12 protein-coding genes are annotated in these 16,599 nt (G+C 47.6%); 8 read left to right on the forward strand and 4 right to left on the reverse strand.

The features are described 5' to 3' along the window. Positions 1-31 precede the first annotated feature (31 nt). The gene (locus tag H8710_RS01000; protein WP_249293525.1) at positions 32-868 is read right to left on the reverse strand and encodes an AraC family transcriptional regulator; all 837 of its coding nucleotides are present in this window, start codon (positions 866-868) and stop codon (positions 32-34) included. Between the two features lie 180 nt (positions 869-1,048). On the opposite strand from H8710_RS01000, the gene H8710_RS01005 reads away from it, so the two are divergent. After that, on the forward strand, positions 1,049-2,329 hold the full coding sequence (locus H8710_RS01005) for a galactokinase (RefSeq protein WP_249293526.1): 1,281 nt from the start codon (positions 1,049-1,051) through the stop codon (positions 2,327-2,329). A 20-nt stretch (positions 2,330-2,349) separates the two neighbouring features. Then, positions 2,350-3,321 (forward strand): galactose-1-phosphate uridylyltransferase, encoded by a 972-nt coding sequence (gene galT, locus H8710_RS01010; RefSeq protein ID WP_249293527.1) that lies wholly within the window; start codon positions 2,350-2,352, stop codon positions 3,319-3,321. A gap of 109 nt (positions 3,322-3,430) precedes the next feature. Here the strand turns inward: galT and H8710_RS01015 are convergent, their stop codons facing one another. Further along, positions 3,431-4,810, reverse strand: coding sequence for a glycine--tRNA ligase (locus H8710_RS01015; protein ID WP_249293528.1), 1,380 nt, complete (start codon positions 4,808-4,810; stop codon positions 3,431-3,433). 401 nt (positions 4,811-5,211) lie between these two features. Between H8710_RS01015 and H8710_RS01020 the strand changes: the two genes are divergently transcribed. Next, entirely contained in the window at positions 5,212-7,098 is a 1,887-nt protein-coding gene (locus H8710_RS01020; protein ID WP_249293529.1) for a leucine-rich repeat domain-containing protein, read from the forward strand. Positions 7,099-7,306: 208 nt separating this feature from the next. Here H8710_RS01020 and H8710_RS01025 read toward each other — a convergent pair whose 3' ends face one another. Further along, positions 7,307-8,461 (reverse strand): AraC family transcriptional regulator, encoded by a 1,155-nt coding sequence (locus H8710_RS01025; protein ID WP_249293530.1) that lies wholly within the window; start codon positions 8,459-8,461, stop codon positions 7,307-7,309. A gap of 147 nt (positions 8,462-8,608) precedes the next feature. Further along, positions 8,609-9,790, reverse strand: coding sequence for an alanine racemase (alr, locus tag H8710_RS01030; protein WP_249293531.1), 1,182 nt, complete (start codon positions 9,788-9,790; stop codon positions 8,609-8,611). A 97-nt stretch (positions 9,791-9,887) separates the two neighbouring features. On the opposite strand from alr, the gene H8710_RS01035 reads away from it, so the two are divergent. The 5 genes from H8710_RS01035 (at position 9,888) to H8710_RS01055 (ending at position 16,595) form a co-directional block, all read left to right on the forward strand. Next, positions 9,888-10,385, forward strand: a complete 498-nt coding sequence (locus tag H8710_RS01035; protein ID WP_249293532.1) for an SLOG family protein — start codon at positions 9,888-9,890, stop codon at positions 10,383-10,385. Positions 10,386-11,041: 656 nt separating this feature from the next. Then, a complete protein-coding gene (gene carB, locus H8710_RS01040) occupies positions 11,042-14,257 on the forward strand; it encodes a carbamoyl-phosphate synthase large subunit (protein ID WP_249293533.1) in 3,216 nt (1,071 codons plus the stop codon). A gap of 446 nt (positions 14,258-14,703) precedes the next feature. Beyond that, positions 14,704-14,928, forward strand: a complete 225-nt coding sequence (locus tag H8710_RS01045; protein ID WP_249293534.1) for a helix-turn-helix domain-containing protein — start codon at positions 14,704-14,706, stop codon at positions 14,926-14,928. Between the two features lie 192 nt (positions 14,929-15,120). Continuing rightward, positions 15,121-16,011 (forward strand): dipicolinate synthase subunit DpsA, encoded by an 891-nt coding sequence (locus H8710_RS01050; protein ID WP_249293535.1) that lies wholly within the window; start codon positions 15,121-15,123, stop codon positions 16,009-16,011. Beyond that, positions 16,008-16,595, forward strand: coding sequence for a dipicolinate synthase subunit B (locus tag H8710_RS01055; protein ID WP_249293536.1), 588 nt, complete (start codon positions 16,008-16,010; stop codon positions 16,593-16,595). The genes H8710_RS01050 and H8710_RS01055 overlap by 4 nt, the downstream gene beginning before the upstream one ends. The last annotated feature ends 4 nt before the right edge of the window (positions 16,596-16,599 follow it).

Raw genomic sequence — 16,599 nt, forward strand, 5'->3', positions numbered from 1 at the left:
ATATATAGTATCAAATGGTTGATTTATTCAGCTATTTTCTCTGTTGTACCTCTTTGAGGTAAGCGCGAGGGGAGAGCCCTTTGACTTTTTTAAAGGCTCGAGAAAAATATAGCGGATCGCTGAAGCCCGTAGAAACGGCGACTTCACTAATGGAAAGATCACTGTTTTTTAAGATACTGCAAGCTTCATTGATACGGTAGCGGATGAGGAATTGAGCTGGAGGCATCCCGAGCTCCGAAGAAAAGATTCGGTAAAGATGACTCGGACTGATGCGCACAGCGTTTGCCACGTCATCAATTGAAATTTCACTGCTATAATTCCGGCTGATAAATTTGATGGCTTGCTCGACATATTGTTTTGTGGGAGTTTTTTTGCTCCCATTTTGATCGGATTTTTCGATCAAGACGCCGAGAAACTGATAGAGTGCGCCCAGCATTTTTGCCTCGCTGGCAGAACTGTTGCCTCTGGAGTTGTATATCTGTACCAGCAGAGAGCGGAGGCTTTCGTCCTCCAGATGGAGTACTCTTTTTGCAAAAGAGAAGGGTGTGAGGTTCATAAGGCGATGGGCCTCTGTTCCGTTGAACCCAACCCAATAATATTCCCAAGGGTCATTTTTATCCGAGGTGTAGGAGACGACTTCAGACGGACGGATTAGAAAAAGACACCCTGTTTCAATGTCGTAGGTGCCTTCTGGTGCTTGTAGGCTTCCTTTCCCCTCGGTGACGTAATGAAACAGGTAGTGATCGCGCATACCGGGTCCCCAGGAATACTCCGGCTCGCATCGCTGGTACCCCACATTGTAGACGCTGAGCGATAGGTTTTCCTGATGGGAAGATTTATAGGAGTATTTGAAAGAGTTATTGCTCAAGGGAAATCCCCTCCTTTTAAAACAAAGCAAGTGTTTACGAGAATGATTCCTTTTCTTTATTTTAACGAATTATAGCTAAAAATGCAAGATAAATCCATATTTGTGATATATATAAAAATGGAAATTTATTGCGGTATGTTGTATTCTTAACTTAGATTACTAAAACAAGGAGGCTGTCCGATGAAATCTTTTGCGTTGAAACAAAAAATACTGGACGGCGGATTGGATCAATGGTTTGTCCGTCTGTACAGCCAAGAACAGGTTTCGGACCAGCGGCGGCGTTACTGCGAAGCACTGGACCGGTTTTCTGAAATTTTTGGAGAGGACCGGGACGTGAGAATTTACTCCGCCCCCGGACGAACCGAGGTTTCTGGCAACCATACTGACCACAACAACGGAAAAGTTTTGGCGGCCAGTGTCAATTTGGACGTGATTGCGATTGCCTCCATCAACAGCGATAATACGGTACGTCTGCAGTCGAAAGGCTATCCTATGGATACGATCTCGCTCAGCGATTTAGAGATGAAGCGGGAAGAAATCAACCATTCCGCTTCTTTGATCCGTGGAATGGCCAAAAAGTTTACCTTGGAGGGACATCGAATCGGCGGTTTTGACGCCTATACTACATCTGACGTTTTAAAAGGCTCCGGCCTGAGCTCATCTGCGGCTTTTGAAGTGCTGGTGGGGACAATGATGAGCTATTTATTCAACGAAGGCTCGGTGGATTCTATAGAAATTGCCCAATGTGCCCAATACGCAGAAAACGTCTATTTCGGGAAACCCAGTGGTCTGATGGATCAGATGGCCTCCTCGGTAGGCGGCATGATTGCCATTGATTTTGCTGATACTGAAAATCCGGTAATCCGGCAGGTTAAATTTGACTTTGAGGCGCTTGGCTGTGCCCTCTGCATTGTGGACACCGGCGGCAATCACGCGGATTTGACCCATGAGTACGCCGCGATTCCTGGGGAGATGAAGAAGGTAGCCGCTGTTTTCGGAAGGCAGACTCTCCGTGGGATTTCCATGGACGAGTTGCTTCAAAAGGCGGGAGAAGTAAGAAAAAAATGCGGCGATAGGGCATTGCTGAGGGCCTTACACTTCCTTGCTGAAAATGACAGGGTAGATGGTATTGTAGTTGCGCTGGAAGCGGAGGATTACTCCTGTTTCCTGGAGTTTATCACCAAGTCTGGGAACTCCTCATTTCGGTATTTGCAGAATGTTTACGCCAATGGAGCCCCAGAGGAGCAGGGACTCTCAGTAGCGCTGTTTTTAGCTGAACGTTTTTTGAATGGACAGGGGGCCTGCCGGGTTCACGGAGGCGGGTTTGGGGGAACCACTCAGAATTTTGTGCCTCTTGACCGAGTTGACGATTTCCGCACAATGATGGAAGGCGTTTTCGGCAAAGGCTGCTGCCACATTCTGTCCATCCGCCCGGTGGGCGGCGTAGAAATTGCCAATTAATGGTATGAGGAGAAAAAAATATGGCTGAACTCAGATATAATCCGCTGACAAGAGACTGGACGATGGTGGCTTCTCATCGGCAGAATCGTCCCCAGATGCCCAAGGACTGGTGCCCCTTCTGTCCTGGCTCAGGAAAAGTACCGGACGAGGGATTTTCGGTGCTCCGGTATCCAAATGACTTTCCGGCCCTGTCTCAAAATCCACCGGAGCCGGATGATGTTGCTACAGATCTGTTTCAGGTGCGTCCCGCCTATGGTCGCTGTGAGGTCATTTTGTATTCTGACCATCACAGGGCGTTTTTAAAGGATTTGAGCGACGAGCATACCCACGAGTTGGCCCGTCTTTGGCAGGAGTGTTTTTTGGATTTCCAAAAGGATGACCAAATCAAATACGTATTTCTGTTTGAGAACAGGGGCGATGTGGTAGGGGTTACCATGCCCCATCCGCACGGTCAGGCGTACGGCTATTCCTTTGTACCGAAACGGCTCAGAGAGGAAGTAGCTTCTGCAAAAGAGTATAGGGAAGAGCACGAAGAATGCCTTTTTTGCGCCCTGATGCGGGAAGAAATCAGAGACGGGCGGAGAATCATCTTTGAAAATGAGCATTTTATCGTCTACCTGCCTTTTTTTGAGCCCGTTACTTATGGCGTACAGGTGACAGCCAAACGCCACTTGGCCGACTTGTCCCAGATGACTGAAAAAGAGCTTTTTTCCCTCGGAGAAGTGGTACGCGATTGTGCCGGCATGTACGACAGCCTGTTCGAAATGCCATTCCCCTATATGATGTGTATGCATAACGCGCCGGTAAACGATGGGGAGCATCCGGAGTTTCACTTTCACATCGAGTATTATCCCCCCATGCGCGCCGCCGATAAGCAGCAGTTTTTTGCTTCTTCAGAAACAGGGGCATGGGCCTGGTGTAACCCGACTCGTCCGGAGGAAAAGGCGGAAGAACTGCGTCAAGCGTATCGTAGGTATCAGGAAACCAAATAAAAGCTATCAACTTTCTCTTTATATACCTGAAAAAGCCTCCCGCAAATTCTGCGGGAGGCTTTTTCAATAAAAAACGGGATTGGATGTTTTCCAACCCCGTTTTCTTTATTTAAAAGTGAATTTTTTCTTCAATATAACTTATCAGTTCAGCGATAGGAAGGCGAACCTGCTCCATGGTATCCCGGTCACGGACGGTAACGGCGTTGTCTTCCAGCGACTCGAAGTCAAAGGTGACACAGTAGGGAGTACCGATTTCATCTTGGCGGCGGTAACGCTTGCCGATAGCGCCTGCATCGTCAAAGTCTACCATAAAGCGATCGGACAGTAGCTCGTAAACCCTCTGGGCGTCTCCGGAAAGTTTTTTCGAAAGAGGAAGCACAGCAACTTTGAAAGGGGCCAGAGCCGGATGCAGGTGCATGACAGTCCGCTCGGTGCCGTCGCTGAGCTGTTCGATGTCGAAAGCCTCACAGAGGAAAGCCAAAGCCACACGGTCGGCGCCCAAGGACGGCTCGATTACGTAGGGAATATAGCGCTCATTTGCTTCCTGGTCGAAGTACTCCATCGACTTGGTAGAATGGGTTTGATGTTGGGTCAAGTCAAAGTCGGTGCGATCTGCGATACCCCAGAGTTCGCCCCAACCAAAGGGGAACATAAATTCGATGTCGGTAGTAGCGTTGGAATAATGGGAAAGCTCTTCTTGTTCGTGGTCGCGGAGCTTAATGTTTTCTTCTCTGATTCCCAGAGACAAGAGCCAGTTTTTGCAATAGTCCTTCCAGTAAGCAAACCACTCTAAGTCGGTACCGGGTTTGCAGAAAAATTCCAGTTCCATCTGCTCGAATTCCCGTGTGCGGAAGGTGAAGTTACCGGGGGTGATTTCATTTCGGAAGGATTTACCGATCTGTCCAATGCCGAAGGGGATTTTTTTACGGGTAGTGCGCTGTACACTGGGGAAGTTTACAAAAATGCCCTGAGCGGTTTCGGGGCGCAGATAAATCTCATTTTTTGCGTCTTCGGTGACACCCTGATAGGTTTTAAACATCAGATTGAATTTTCGAATGTCAGTGAAGTTCTTTTTGCCGCAATTGGGACATTTTACATCGTTTTCCTCGATGAACTTCATCATCTGTTCATCGCTCCAGCCGTTGGGGACAGTGCCGGTCTGGTCTTCGATAAGCTGGTCAGCCCGGTGGCGGGTCTTGCACTCCTTACAATCCATCAGGGGATCGGAAAATCCGCCCACATGGCCGGATGCGACCCAAACCTGCGGATTCATGAGCAAAGCAGCATCGATACCGACATTATAGGGGGACTGCTGGATAAATTTTTTCCACCAGGCACGTTTGACGTTGTTTTTAAACTCCACACCAAGGGGGCCGTAGTCCCAAGTGTTGGAAAGGCCGCCATAAATCTCACTTCCGGGGTAGACGAAACCTCTGCCTTTACAGAGGGTAACGATTTGATTCATGGTCTTTTCGCTATTTTTCAGCATTCCTGATTACCTCCGAATTAATACTACTTTCCATTGTAAAGAAAATAGAGGTAGAAGTCAAGTAATTTCTTTCCGGGTACAGGGTCAGAATAGCGGTATTTCAAAGACTTTTAAAGACGTGGGAATATTTCGCGGGAGTGCATCAATTTGCCTTTTTGAACACACTATTAAATCAAAAGCATTTTAGCTGCAAAATATAGGATTTTCTTTACCTCTTTGGGTAAGTGTGGTATACTATTCGGTAGGTACATAGAAACGATAACCGGCTGTTCTTTCTGGGGGAATGGGCGGTTTCAGAAAAATCCTGATGATTTAGCAAATGAAGGTCGTGTGAAAAACAAGTTTTTCACACCGAAATTTGTTGCTGTTTGCAACAAATTTGAAAAGGAATGGTGATTTGTATGAAACAGAAAAAGAAATTGTCCCTGTCAGGAAATATTAGTAAACGAACAGCGGCCGCCGCTTTGGCTGCTGCGATGGTTTTAAGTATGGGAGCGGCAGGGTCTACCTTTTTTGGAGAACCAGTTACAGCTGCTACAGCAGATGATGCGTTCCAAGTGGTTTCCCCCTCGGAATTCGACTCCAAACTCTACAATATTCTCCTCAAAATGGCAGATTTAAACGGAGATGGTAAGCTTAACGTAGACGAACTCAACGGTATATCACGCTTGGATGTCAGCGGACAGGGAATGACCTCTCTCAAAGGCATTTCTCAGTTGAAAAAGCTTACCTCTCTGGATGCTTCGGAAAATTCACTGCGCAACACCGATGCGCTGGAAGGCTTAAGCCGGCTCAATTATCTGAACCTTGCGCAGAATAAAATCGTGTCGGTAGACGGACTTGCCGATTTGGATAAGCTGAAGGAACTGAACCTGAGTCACAACAGTTTGGATGATGTGGAAGCGCTTTCTGGCTTGGACGGCTTGGAGACATTGGATCTCAGCTACAACAACCTAAGCTTTACTTCCGATTTATCTACGCTGGAAAGTTTGGATAATCTGGTGTTGGACAGCAACAACATAGCTAGGGTAGGAAACCTCCCCACCAGTATGACTACTTTGAGCATGCGCAACAACGCTCTGAGCTCTCTCTCGGGTATGGAGCGGCTAAGAACTCTCACTTATCTGGATTTGAGCCAGAACAGCATCACAGACATCTCTGGTTTGGAAAATCTTAAGAGACTCAAGACTCTTTATCTGGATGAGAATAAGCTCAGCGACCTAACGGGCATACCGGCATTATCCAAGTGCGTAATCGGGCTTACCTATAACAGTATTGATATGAATGCCAGCGCACAGAAAACTATTTTATCGGATTTGAAAGCTGACGGTAACACGCTGACAACTGTTCCCCAGATGGTGAAAGGCTGGCAGCAAGAGGGAAGTTACTACTATTATTTCTTAGATAACAAGGGCACTTTTGCAACCGGAACCCAGGAAATTGACGGGAAAACCTATACCTTTGACAGTCAAGGCCGCTATTCTGAAAACGGAAATACCGATCCTGTTCCCGAAACGCCTTCTACGCCCACAGAGGATTTAAACGGCAAATGGGTACTGAAAAATGGTATATACTACTTCCAGAAGACAGATGGGAATTATGCCACCGGATGGCAGAAAATTAATGGGGAATGGTATTATTTGGCTCCTTCCGACGGGGCTATGAAAACCGGTTGGCTCAATTTGAATGGAACTTATTATTATCTTCATTCCAGCGGAAAGATGCTGACAGGCTGGCAGAAATACGACACCGCCTGGTACTATATGAAACCGGGCAGCGGTGAGATGCAGACCGGCTGGCTCCAGCTGAGCGGTGTCTGGTATTATCTGAAGGACTGGGGCGGTATGGCCGTCGGCTGGTGCAAGGACGGCAACACGTGGTACTACTTTAACGCTGACGGCAGTATGGTATCGAGTCAATGGCTTCTTACCCCGGACAAGTCCACTTGGTATTACCTGAAATCGTCCGGCGGCATGGCTGTGGGTTGGGTACAGGTCGGAAATGATTGGTACTATTTTGATAAAGACGGATACATGAAGCGTAACTACTGGATCAAAACCCATGACGGAAAAACCTGGTGCTACCTGAAAGACGACGGCGTTATGGCTACTGGATGGAACACTATCGGCGGTGATACCTACTACATGCAGTCCAGTAATGGCTACTGTGTATTGGGATGGAACAAAATTGACGGAAAGACCTATCATTTCAGTCAATATGGAAAATTGGACCGCAACAAGGTAATAGACGGATATAAAGTTGACGAAAACGGCGTTTGGGTGCAATAGATGCAATAAAGCTGCATTTATTGCCAACCCCTTTGAGGATTTTATCCTCAATTTTGCTGCTAAAGCAACAAAACTGGGTTTCTATGGTATAGTAAAATGAAAAAGAGGCGGTGATTTTACCGCCTCTTTTGTAGTGGATGAAAAAAAGCTTCCTGCTAAGTGGCGGGAAGCTTTTTTGACGTGTATACATTTGTTGTTTCAGCATTGGTTATTCAATCATTTTAGCGTATTCTTTGGGAGACATATCATATTCTCTTTTGAATTCGGTGGAAAGATAGGTGGGGGAACAGTAGCCCATCATATCAGAAATCTGGGCGATGGTATAACGTCCCTCCCGAATCATTTCCTTTACCTTTTCCAACCGTACCAAGCGGATATATTCCGAAATACTTCGCCCTACTTTTTGTTTGAACAGACTGGACAGATATGAAGAACTCAAATTTAACTGCTGTGCAAGCCATGGAAGGGTGATGGGAGAAGTAATGTTCTCGTGAATCACTTCCATACAGGTGTCGATATATTTGTTGTCCACCGATACTTTCAGTGTGGTCGGCGTTTTGGCAGAAGTAGAATCCGTCAGAATATTGCGTACAACGGTGATAATGAGCTTTGTCATTTCACAGGCAATCATATCGTCACTATACAAACGGTTTTCCCTCTCCTCACCGATAATGCTGCGGATGATGTGCAGACAGTTATCGTCGGCGGTGAGCACTCGATTGGAGATGCTTTCGGGATGGACAATGTCGCCGTCAAAGGTAACGGTCAGAAAACTGAGAGGTGCTTTTCCGTCAGAACGCTGCTCATGGAACTGATGCGGCGCAAAAAACATCATCTGTCCCTGTTTTAGTTCATAGCTCACGTTGTCAACAGAACAGATCATAGTACCTTTGTTCACATAGGTAAACTCCCAAAAGACGTGTTTTTCTCCCCGAAAAGAAAATTCTTTGTTTTTTTCCTGATAGAGAATGGTATACATCGTCTTGACGTTGACATTGGGGACAAAACCCGTTCCGGTCAAGGTACTGGCCGTAGGAGTAATAATTTTTGGGCTTTGGCTGTAGATATAGTATTTCAGCCGGACTTCATCGTAAGGCAGGATGGCAAACTGGACATTAGGGCGGATGAGGATCGGCTGATCCAGCAAAAACTTCTGTGTAATACTGTCTTCAGTCCGGATATAAAGCAGCCCTACGCCGCTGATTGGGGCAATGACAATCTCGGTATTAAAATGCCACAGATAGGAGGTAGCGCGGATATCCTCTTCGTAAAGGGTCTGCTGCCATTGCTCATAGGGTTCCAGAGAGCGGAGCGGCGTTCCAAATTGCTTAAAGGTTGCCCGGTTAATTTCTTTTAGCAGCATCTCAATTCCTCCTTGCTGTTATCATCATTCTTTTTTTCATACTACCGCATTTTTTGTACCAATGTCAAGGAAAAAACCATGAATTTTAGATGGAAATTCAGATAAATCTGACAATAGGCAAACTTTTAAAAATGCGTGCGTTTTATTTTATTCTTCCACGATATAGTCGACGATTCCCACCGTTTTTCCTCCCTTTTGGTAAATTCTTGGAACTCTTCGGCTTACTAAGCAGGCTAATTCATAGTGAATGGTGCCGGCAATACCCGCCAATTCTCCCAAGGTAACCTGGCAGCTGCCTTCCGATCCGACGACGGTGACGACATCACCTGCCTGAACACCGGGAATATCTGTGACATCCAGCATCAGCTGGTCCATACAGATGGATCCGACGATTTTTGCATATTGTCCGCGGACGATCATCCTACCTTTGTCCGCAAAAGCCCGGAGGTATCCATCCGCATAGCCAATAGGCACAGTAGCAAGGCGCATTTCTTTGTCCGCAGTGAACCGGCGGGAATAACTGATACAGTCGCCCTTCTGAACCGTCTTTATCATAGAAACAGCGGAACGGATGGACATGACTGGCTTGAGGGGAATGTCACAATCGGGCAGAGTATCCAGTGGCAGGCCATAGAGAATAATGCCTACCCGAGCCAGATCATAGTGGCAGGACCGATAATTCAGGACGCCGGCAGAATTTTGCAGGTGCTTTACCTTAAAATATAATCCCTTTTGTTCTAAAGCCGCGACTGTCTGGTCAAAATGCTCCTTTTGTTTTTTGGTGTAGGCGATACCTTCATTACTGATGTCGTCTGACGAAGAGAAATGAGAAAAAATGCCGGTAAAATCAAGGTTTGGTAAGCGATACGCCGAGATGATTTGCTCTGTGGCAATATAATCGTCTCCCGCGTGGAAGCCAATTCGCCCCATACCAGTATCCAATTTTATGTGACAGTCTACACGGACTCCTGTCCGGACCGCCGCGTCACTCAGCTTTTGCGCATACTCTAGAGAATAAACTGTCTGTGTAATGTGGTAATCTGACAGCTTTTGCACGGCAGAAGCGGGGGTGACGCCTAAAATCAAAATGTCACTTTCTACACCGCTTTCCCGAAGGGATAAGGCTTCTTCCAGATTGGATACACCAAAGTTTTGAAGTCCCAGATTTTCCATTTCCTTTGCGATATAACGATCTCCGTGTCCGTAGGCATCGGCTTTAACGACCCCCATCATTCTTGTGTCTTTTGGGAGGCATTTTTGGATCTGTTTTACGTTAAAGGCCAGGTGGTCTAAATCAATTTCGGCCCAGGTTCTTTTTAAAAAATCCATGGTACAGGCAACCTTTCAAACAAATGTTCAAAAATTCATATTTTTTTCATAATTATAAGTTACAATAATAAAATAATCAATCTTGGGAGGATGTCGTATGCGGGAGCAGTCTGTTTCGTTTACCGGACATCGGCCGGAAAAAATCATTTCACCCTTTGTGGAAAACTCCGAAGAGGTCAACGCTATTAAGCTGGAGCTTCACAACGCTATCGTACGCGCCATAGACGACGGGTATACCACCTTTTTATGCGGCATGGCAATGGGCGTTGATATTTGGGCTGGTGAGATCGTACTGGGGCTGAGACGTCAGTTTAAAAATCTAAAACTAATCGCGGTGGTACCCTTTCCGCAGCAGGCTAATACCTGGCCTCAGGAGTGGCGCATCCGTTTCCGCAATTTGCTGGAAAAAACCGACGAAGTGGTCATGATCTCCGAACATTACGATTCGGACAGCTTTTTTGCCCGTAATCGGTATCTGGTAGATTATTCGGCCCGGCTGGTCGCGGTGTATAATCAGGAGAAGAAGGGTGGAACTGCCTATACAGTACGATACGCCCGGCAGCAGCAAGTTGATGTGGATATGATAGCAATCTGAATATTCAACAAAAATCAGGACGGTACGGCCGTCCTGATTTTTTCATCCAGCCGGATGCTTCAGTAACTTCTACTATACTATATTTAGACATTGTTTTCAAGAAAATAATCCACATAAAAAATTTTTTCTTTTTCAGTGGTGAACAGATTGTGGAAAGTTGTTTGGTTCTGCTGAATTACTACCTTTTTTGTAGCCATTCCCATTTTTAGCGACTTTTTGGAAACAAGATATTACAAACTGTAATTTCTAGACAAAAATAACAAGTTTTCCACAGTTTCCACTGGATTTTCCACAAGTATAAAAAGTTTTAAAGGATTTTCCACATATTCCACATGTCCGCAGAATAACCATGGTAGGTAGGGCATTTTAAATACTTATTCTTCACATTTTGGGTGTGAACAAAAAAATGTGGCTTCTCACGAGGGGGTTGACACAATATGTTGTGGTGGGAAAGAGAAAATTGTACTGTGCATATTACGAGAATTGGATTCCTGCAAAAACTCTTTTAGCAGAACTAAATCCACTGCATAAATATTGCTAAAATATGAATTTTATAGGAGAGAAATGATTTTATCTTGCATTTTTTTACATAAAGTTGTATCCTTATTATAATTTATATAGAAGAGATACGATGTGTATGGAAAGGATTGAGTACAATGCCAAAACGTGAGGATATCCACAAAATTTTGATTATCGGTTCCGGGCCCATTGTGATTGGACAAGCCTGCGAATTCGATTACTCCGGTACCCAGGCCTGCAAGGCACTCCGCAAGCTGGGTTATGAAATCGTCCTCGTAAACTCTAACCCCGCTACCATCATGACCGATCCTGATACGGCGGATGTCACCTACATTGAGCCTCTCAACGTGAAGAGGCTGACCGAGATTATTGCAAAAGAGCGCCCTGACGCCGTTTTGCCCAACCTTGGCGGACAGACGGGGCTGAATCTCTGCTTAGAGCTGAACAAAGCGGGGGTTTTGGCAGAATACGGTGTGGAAGTCATCGGCGTACACATTGATTCCATCGAGCGGGGTGAAGACCGGATTGCCTTTAAGGAGACGATGAATTCACTGGGCATCGAAATGGCTCGCAGCGCTCCGGCTTATTCCGTGGAAGAGGCGAAAAAGATCGCGGAAGAGCTTCATTACCCCGTAGTGGTCCGTCCGGCCTTTACCATGGGAGGCGCTGGCGGTGGACTGGTGTACGATGAAGCACAGCTGGAAGTCATCGCCGGCCGCGGCATTCAGGCCAGCATGATCGGCCAGGTGCTCATCGAGGAATCCATCCTCGGCTGGGAAGAGCTGGAGCTGGAGGTCGTCCGAGACAGCAAAGGGCAGATGATTACCGTCTGCTTCATCGAGAACATCGACCCGTTGGGTGTACATACCGGCGACAGTTTCTGTGCCGCCCCCATGCTCACAATCTCAAAAGAGGTACAGGACCGTTTACAGGAGCAGGCTTGGCGCATCGTCGATGCGGTCAAGGTCATAGGCGGGACCAACGTCCAATTTGCTCACGATCCCAAAACCGACCGGATCGTGGTAATTGAAATCAATCCTCGTACTTCCCGCTCCTCGGCGCTGGCCTCCAAGGCCACTGGCTTTCCCATCGCGCTGGTATCCGCCATGTTGGCAGCGGGGCTCACGCTGGATGAGATCCCCTGCGGCAAATACGGCAATCTTGCAAACTACAAGCCGGACGGCGACTATGTGGTCATCAAATTCGCCCGCTGGGCCTTCGAGAAATTCAAGGGGGCCGAGGACAAGCTGGGCACCCAGATGCGGGCTGTGGGCGAGGTCATGAGCATCGGTAAAACCTTCAAGGAAGCCTATCTCAAGGCGATCCGCTCATTGGAAATCGGCCGGTATGGGCTGGGACAGGTGCCGAAGTTCCAGAATATGAGCCGGGAAGAACTGCTCAAAGCCTTGGAAATTCCCACTAGTGAGCGGCAGTTCATCATCTATGAGGCCTTGAAAAAAGGCGCTTCTGTGGAAGAAGTGGAAGCCCTCACCAAAATCAAGGTAGAGTTTTTAAATGATATCAAGGACTTGATTGCCGAGGAAGAGGCGGTCAGCGGCTATACAGTGGAGAAACTGCCATCAGACCTGCTGAGACAGGTGAAAGAGAACGGCTTCTCCGATCGATACCTCGGCATGCTGCTCCACTGCGACGAAACCGCTGTGGCCGACAAACGGCTGGAAGCTGGAATTCTGGAACACTGGGACAAAGTACACGTCAGCGGAACCCCCAGTGAAGGCTACTATTATTCCACCTATCATTCTATTCAGGAGCCGAAGCATATCTCTGACAACCCTAAAAAGGTGATGATTTTAGGCGGCGGCCCCAACCGGATCGGGCAGGGCATCGAGTTCGATTACTGCTGCGTCCACTGTGCGCTGGCGCTGCGCAAGCTGGGCTATGAAACCATCATGGTCAACTGCAACCCGGAGACGGTTTCCACCGACTACGACACCTCTGACAAGCTCTATTTCGAGCCGCTGACCTTTGAGGACGTCATGAGCATCTACCGGGCAGAAAAGCCGGTGGGTATCATCGCCCAGTTCGGGGGTCAGACTCCTCTGAATTTGGCTCGCTCTTTGCAGAACGCGGGGGCGAGGATTCTCGGCACCTCTCCTGCGGCCATTGATTTGGCGGAAGACCGGGATCAATTCCGGGAAATGATGGAGAAGCTCAATATCCCCATGCCCAAATCCGGTATGGCGGTTAATACTAACGAGGCGCTTGCCATCGCCAAAGAAATCGGTTATCCGCTTATGGTGCGCCCTTCCTATGTATTGGGCGGTCGGGGAATGGAAGTGGTCCACTCTGACGATGAGCTCAGTTTTTACATGGAAGGCGCCATCGGCGTGACACCCGACCGGCCTATCCTCATCGACCGGTTTTTGATGCACGCCACCGAGGTGGAAGCCGATGCGGTCTGCGACGGCACAGACTGCTTTGTGCCCAGCATTATGCAGCACATCGAGCTGGCCGGCATCCACTCCGGCGATTCGGCCTGTGTGCTGCCGCCGGTGTCCCTCTCGCAGCAAGAACAAGCGACCATCGAGGAATACACCAAGAAGATTGCTCTTTCCCTTGACGTCTGCGGCCTGATGAACATGCAGTTTGCCATCGCTGACGGGAAAGTTTACGTGATTGAGGCAAATCCCCGTGCCAGCCGGACAGTTCCGCTGGTGTCCAAGGTCTGCGGCATCAACATGGTCAAGGCGGCGACGGAAGTCATCGTCGCGGCGCTGGAAGGCACAAAATCCCCTGTGGCTCAGATGGAGCGCAAGCCTTTCCACCATTTCGGTGTCAAGGAGGCGGTGCTGCCTTTCAACATGTTCCAGGAGGTCGACCCCGTCTTAGGGCCGGAGATGCGCTCTACCGGCGAGGTGCTGGGCCTGTCCGACGATTTCGGCGAGGCGTTTTATAAGTCCCAGGAGGCTACTGGCTTGGAACTGCCCTTAGAAGGAACCGTTTTGCTCAGCGTTAACGACGGAGACAAGCCGGAGGCGCTGGAAGTTGCGAAAGATTTCGCGGAACTGGGCTTCACCGTTCTGGCAACGGACGGCACCTATGAGATGCTTTCTAAGAACGGGGTCAAGGCCCGGAAGGTCAACAAAATTTTTGAGGGCACGCCTCATATCGGAGACTGCATTCAGGACAAAAAAATCCAGCTTATTATTAACACCCCTGTGGGTAAGCAGTCGGCGGCGGATGACAGTTACATCCGCAAGGCGGCTATCAAGCACAAGCTCTGCTACATGACTACCCTGGCGGCGGCTCAAGCGGCGGTGAAGGGCATTCGTGCCGTAAAGAGCGGCGCTTCCCGTAAGGTCAAATCCTTGCAGGAGTTTCAAAAAGACTAAATGTTTATGGCCTAAAAGTCTTGACTGGACGCATTGGAAAATGATTTGGATAGGCATCAGAAAGACCGTTATTTTGGATAATGGTCTTTCTGATTTTTCTTTTGTTTATAGATTAAATAAGGTAAAGTAAGAGCTCTCAATAAAAATAATAGAATTGCACAAACAATTTTGACAGGATAGATTACAAAGCGAAATTTGTTTTATAATATTGTTTTCGTTCTATAATAATTACTTGAGTAGTTTTACCGCATTTTTCGCATAATTCTAAATCATGCGAGAGAATATATTCGTTTGGAGAGTCATTTGTTCCATTTATTTCGTTCCAGCATTTTAAGCAAAATTCTGCCATAAGATCACCTTGATTCCTTTTACGAACAATTGTTGGTATATCTTATATTTTATTCCCATATACTTGTTATGTCAAGAACAATTGTAGGTGATATAACATGAGGGATATTTTGGCTAAGCGTTTAAAACAATGCCGGAAAGAAAAGAGATTGACCCAGAATGAAGTGGCAATTTACTGTGATATTACCGAAAAGGCATATCAAAATTATGAGCTTATGACGCGGGAGCCCAAATTGGAAATTTTGCGGAAAATTGCGGATATTTTCGATGTTTCGATTGACTATTTAGTTGGGAGAACAGACAAAAAACAAGTGAACAAATAGCAAAACCCGGTGACAGCTTTTTCAGACGGAAAGAGCCACGGAACATATTGTTCCGTGGCTCTTTTTAAATGAATATAAAATTTCCTTACTTGTCCTTATTTGTTTTATGGCTCCTATGCACCAACGGGCGGGCGATTTCATAAGATACAGTATCCTTCATCAATGTTTTAAGAACTGTATTGGGGGTTGCCTATGAATATAGAAAAAATCTATCTTATCGCGGGCGGCGACATGCGGTTTATCCATCTGTCGGCTCTGCTTGCGAAAAAGGGCAAGGTTTATATGATCGGTTTTGACAGCGGGGATGATTTTCCACCTGACGTGACGCTGCTCAAAAACATCAGCGAATTGAAGCGGCAGCCTGATTATGTCATCTTACCGATGCCGGTGACCACCGACGGAGTGGTGCTCAACGCACCGCTCTTAACGAAAGATACCATCCAGCTGTCCTACATTCTCGACCTGTGCCATCGGGACACCCTGATCCTCGGCGGAAAGATAACGCCCAAAGTCAAGGAGGAATTAGAAAAAAGGGAACTCCGCTTCGCCGATTACCTAGACCGGGAGGAGTTCGCCGTCATGAACGCCGTTCCCACGGCGGAAGGAACCCTTCAGATCGTGCTGGAGGAGCTCCCCACGGTGATTATGGGAAAAAAAGTGCTGATAACAGGCTTTGGCCGGATCGCGAAAATCCTCTTAAAGGATTTCCTCGCCCTGGACGCCAAGGTGACGGTTGCGGCGCGGAAGTACAAAGACCTGGTGTGGGCGGAAATCTACGGCGCCGATACGGTGGCGGTCAGAGATTTCGGCGGCACGCTTCATGAATACGACGTGATACTGAATACCGTTCCGGCTATGATTTTCGGGGAAGAACAACTTCGAGAAATCAAGCCGGATTGTCTGATTATCGATTTGGCGTCCCGTCCGGGCGGGGTTGATTTCGCTGCGGCCGCCGCGATGGAAAGGAAAGTCATCTGGGCGCTGTCGCTGCCCGGTAAAACTGCTCCCCTCACTGCTGCTTCCATACTGGAAACGACCTTGCAGAACTGCATCAAGGAATGCGAGAAGGGGGTAGTACTGTGAGTAAAATAAAACTGGGATTTGCTATGTGCGGATCCTTTTGCACCTTTCAGCCGGTTTTGCGGATGATGGAAAAATGCAGGGACTTAGGTTATGATCTGGTTCCCATTATGTCTCAAAACGCTTCTTCCATCGACACCCGTTTTGGCAAGGCGGAAGATTTTATCTGGCAGGTGGAAGACATCTGCGGAAAGAAAATCATCAACACTATTAACGACGCCGAGCCCATCGGGCCCACCCACATGACTGACATCATGCTGGTGTCGCCCTGCACGGGGAACACGCTGGCAAAGCTTGCAAACTCTATCGTTGACACCAGTGTCACCATGGCGGTCAAGAGCCATCTGCGAAACAATAAACCGGTGGTCATCGCCGTTTCGACCAATGACGCTTTGAGCGGCAGCGCCAAAAACATCGGCGCTCTTTTGAACCTGAAAAATTACTATTTTGTTCCCATGCGGCAGGATAACCCGGAGGGGAAGCCTACGTCCATTGTGGCGGATTTTAGTTTGATTCCTGATACGCTGGAAGAAGCCCTGCAAAACACCCAGATCCAGCCTATTATGCTGGAACGCAAGCAAAAATAAAACA

The sequence above is a fragment of the Fumia xinanensis genome (genome assembly GCF_014384905.1).
Classification (GTDB): Bacteria; Bacillota; Clostridia; order Oscillospirales; family Ruminococcaceae; genus Fumia; species Fumia xinanensis.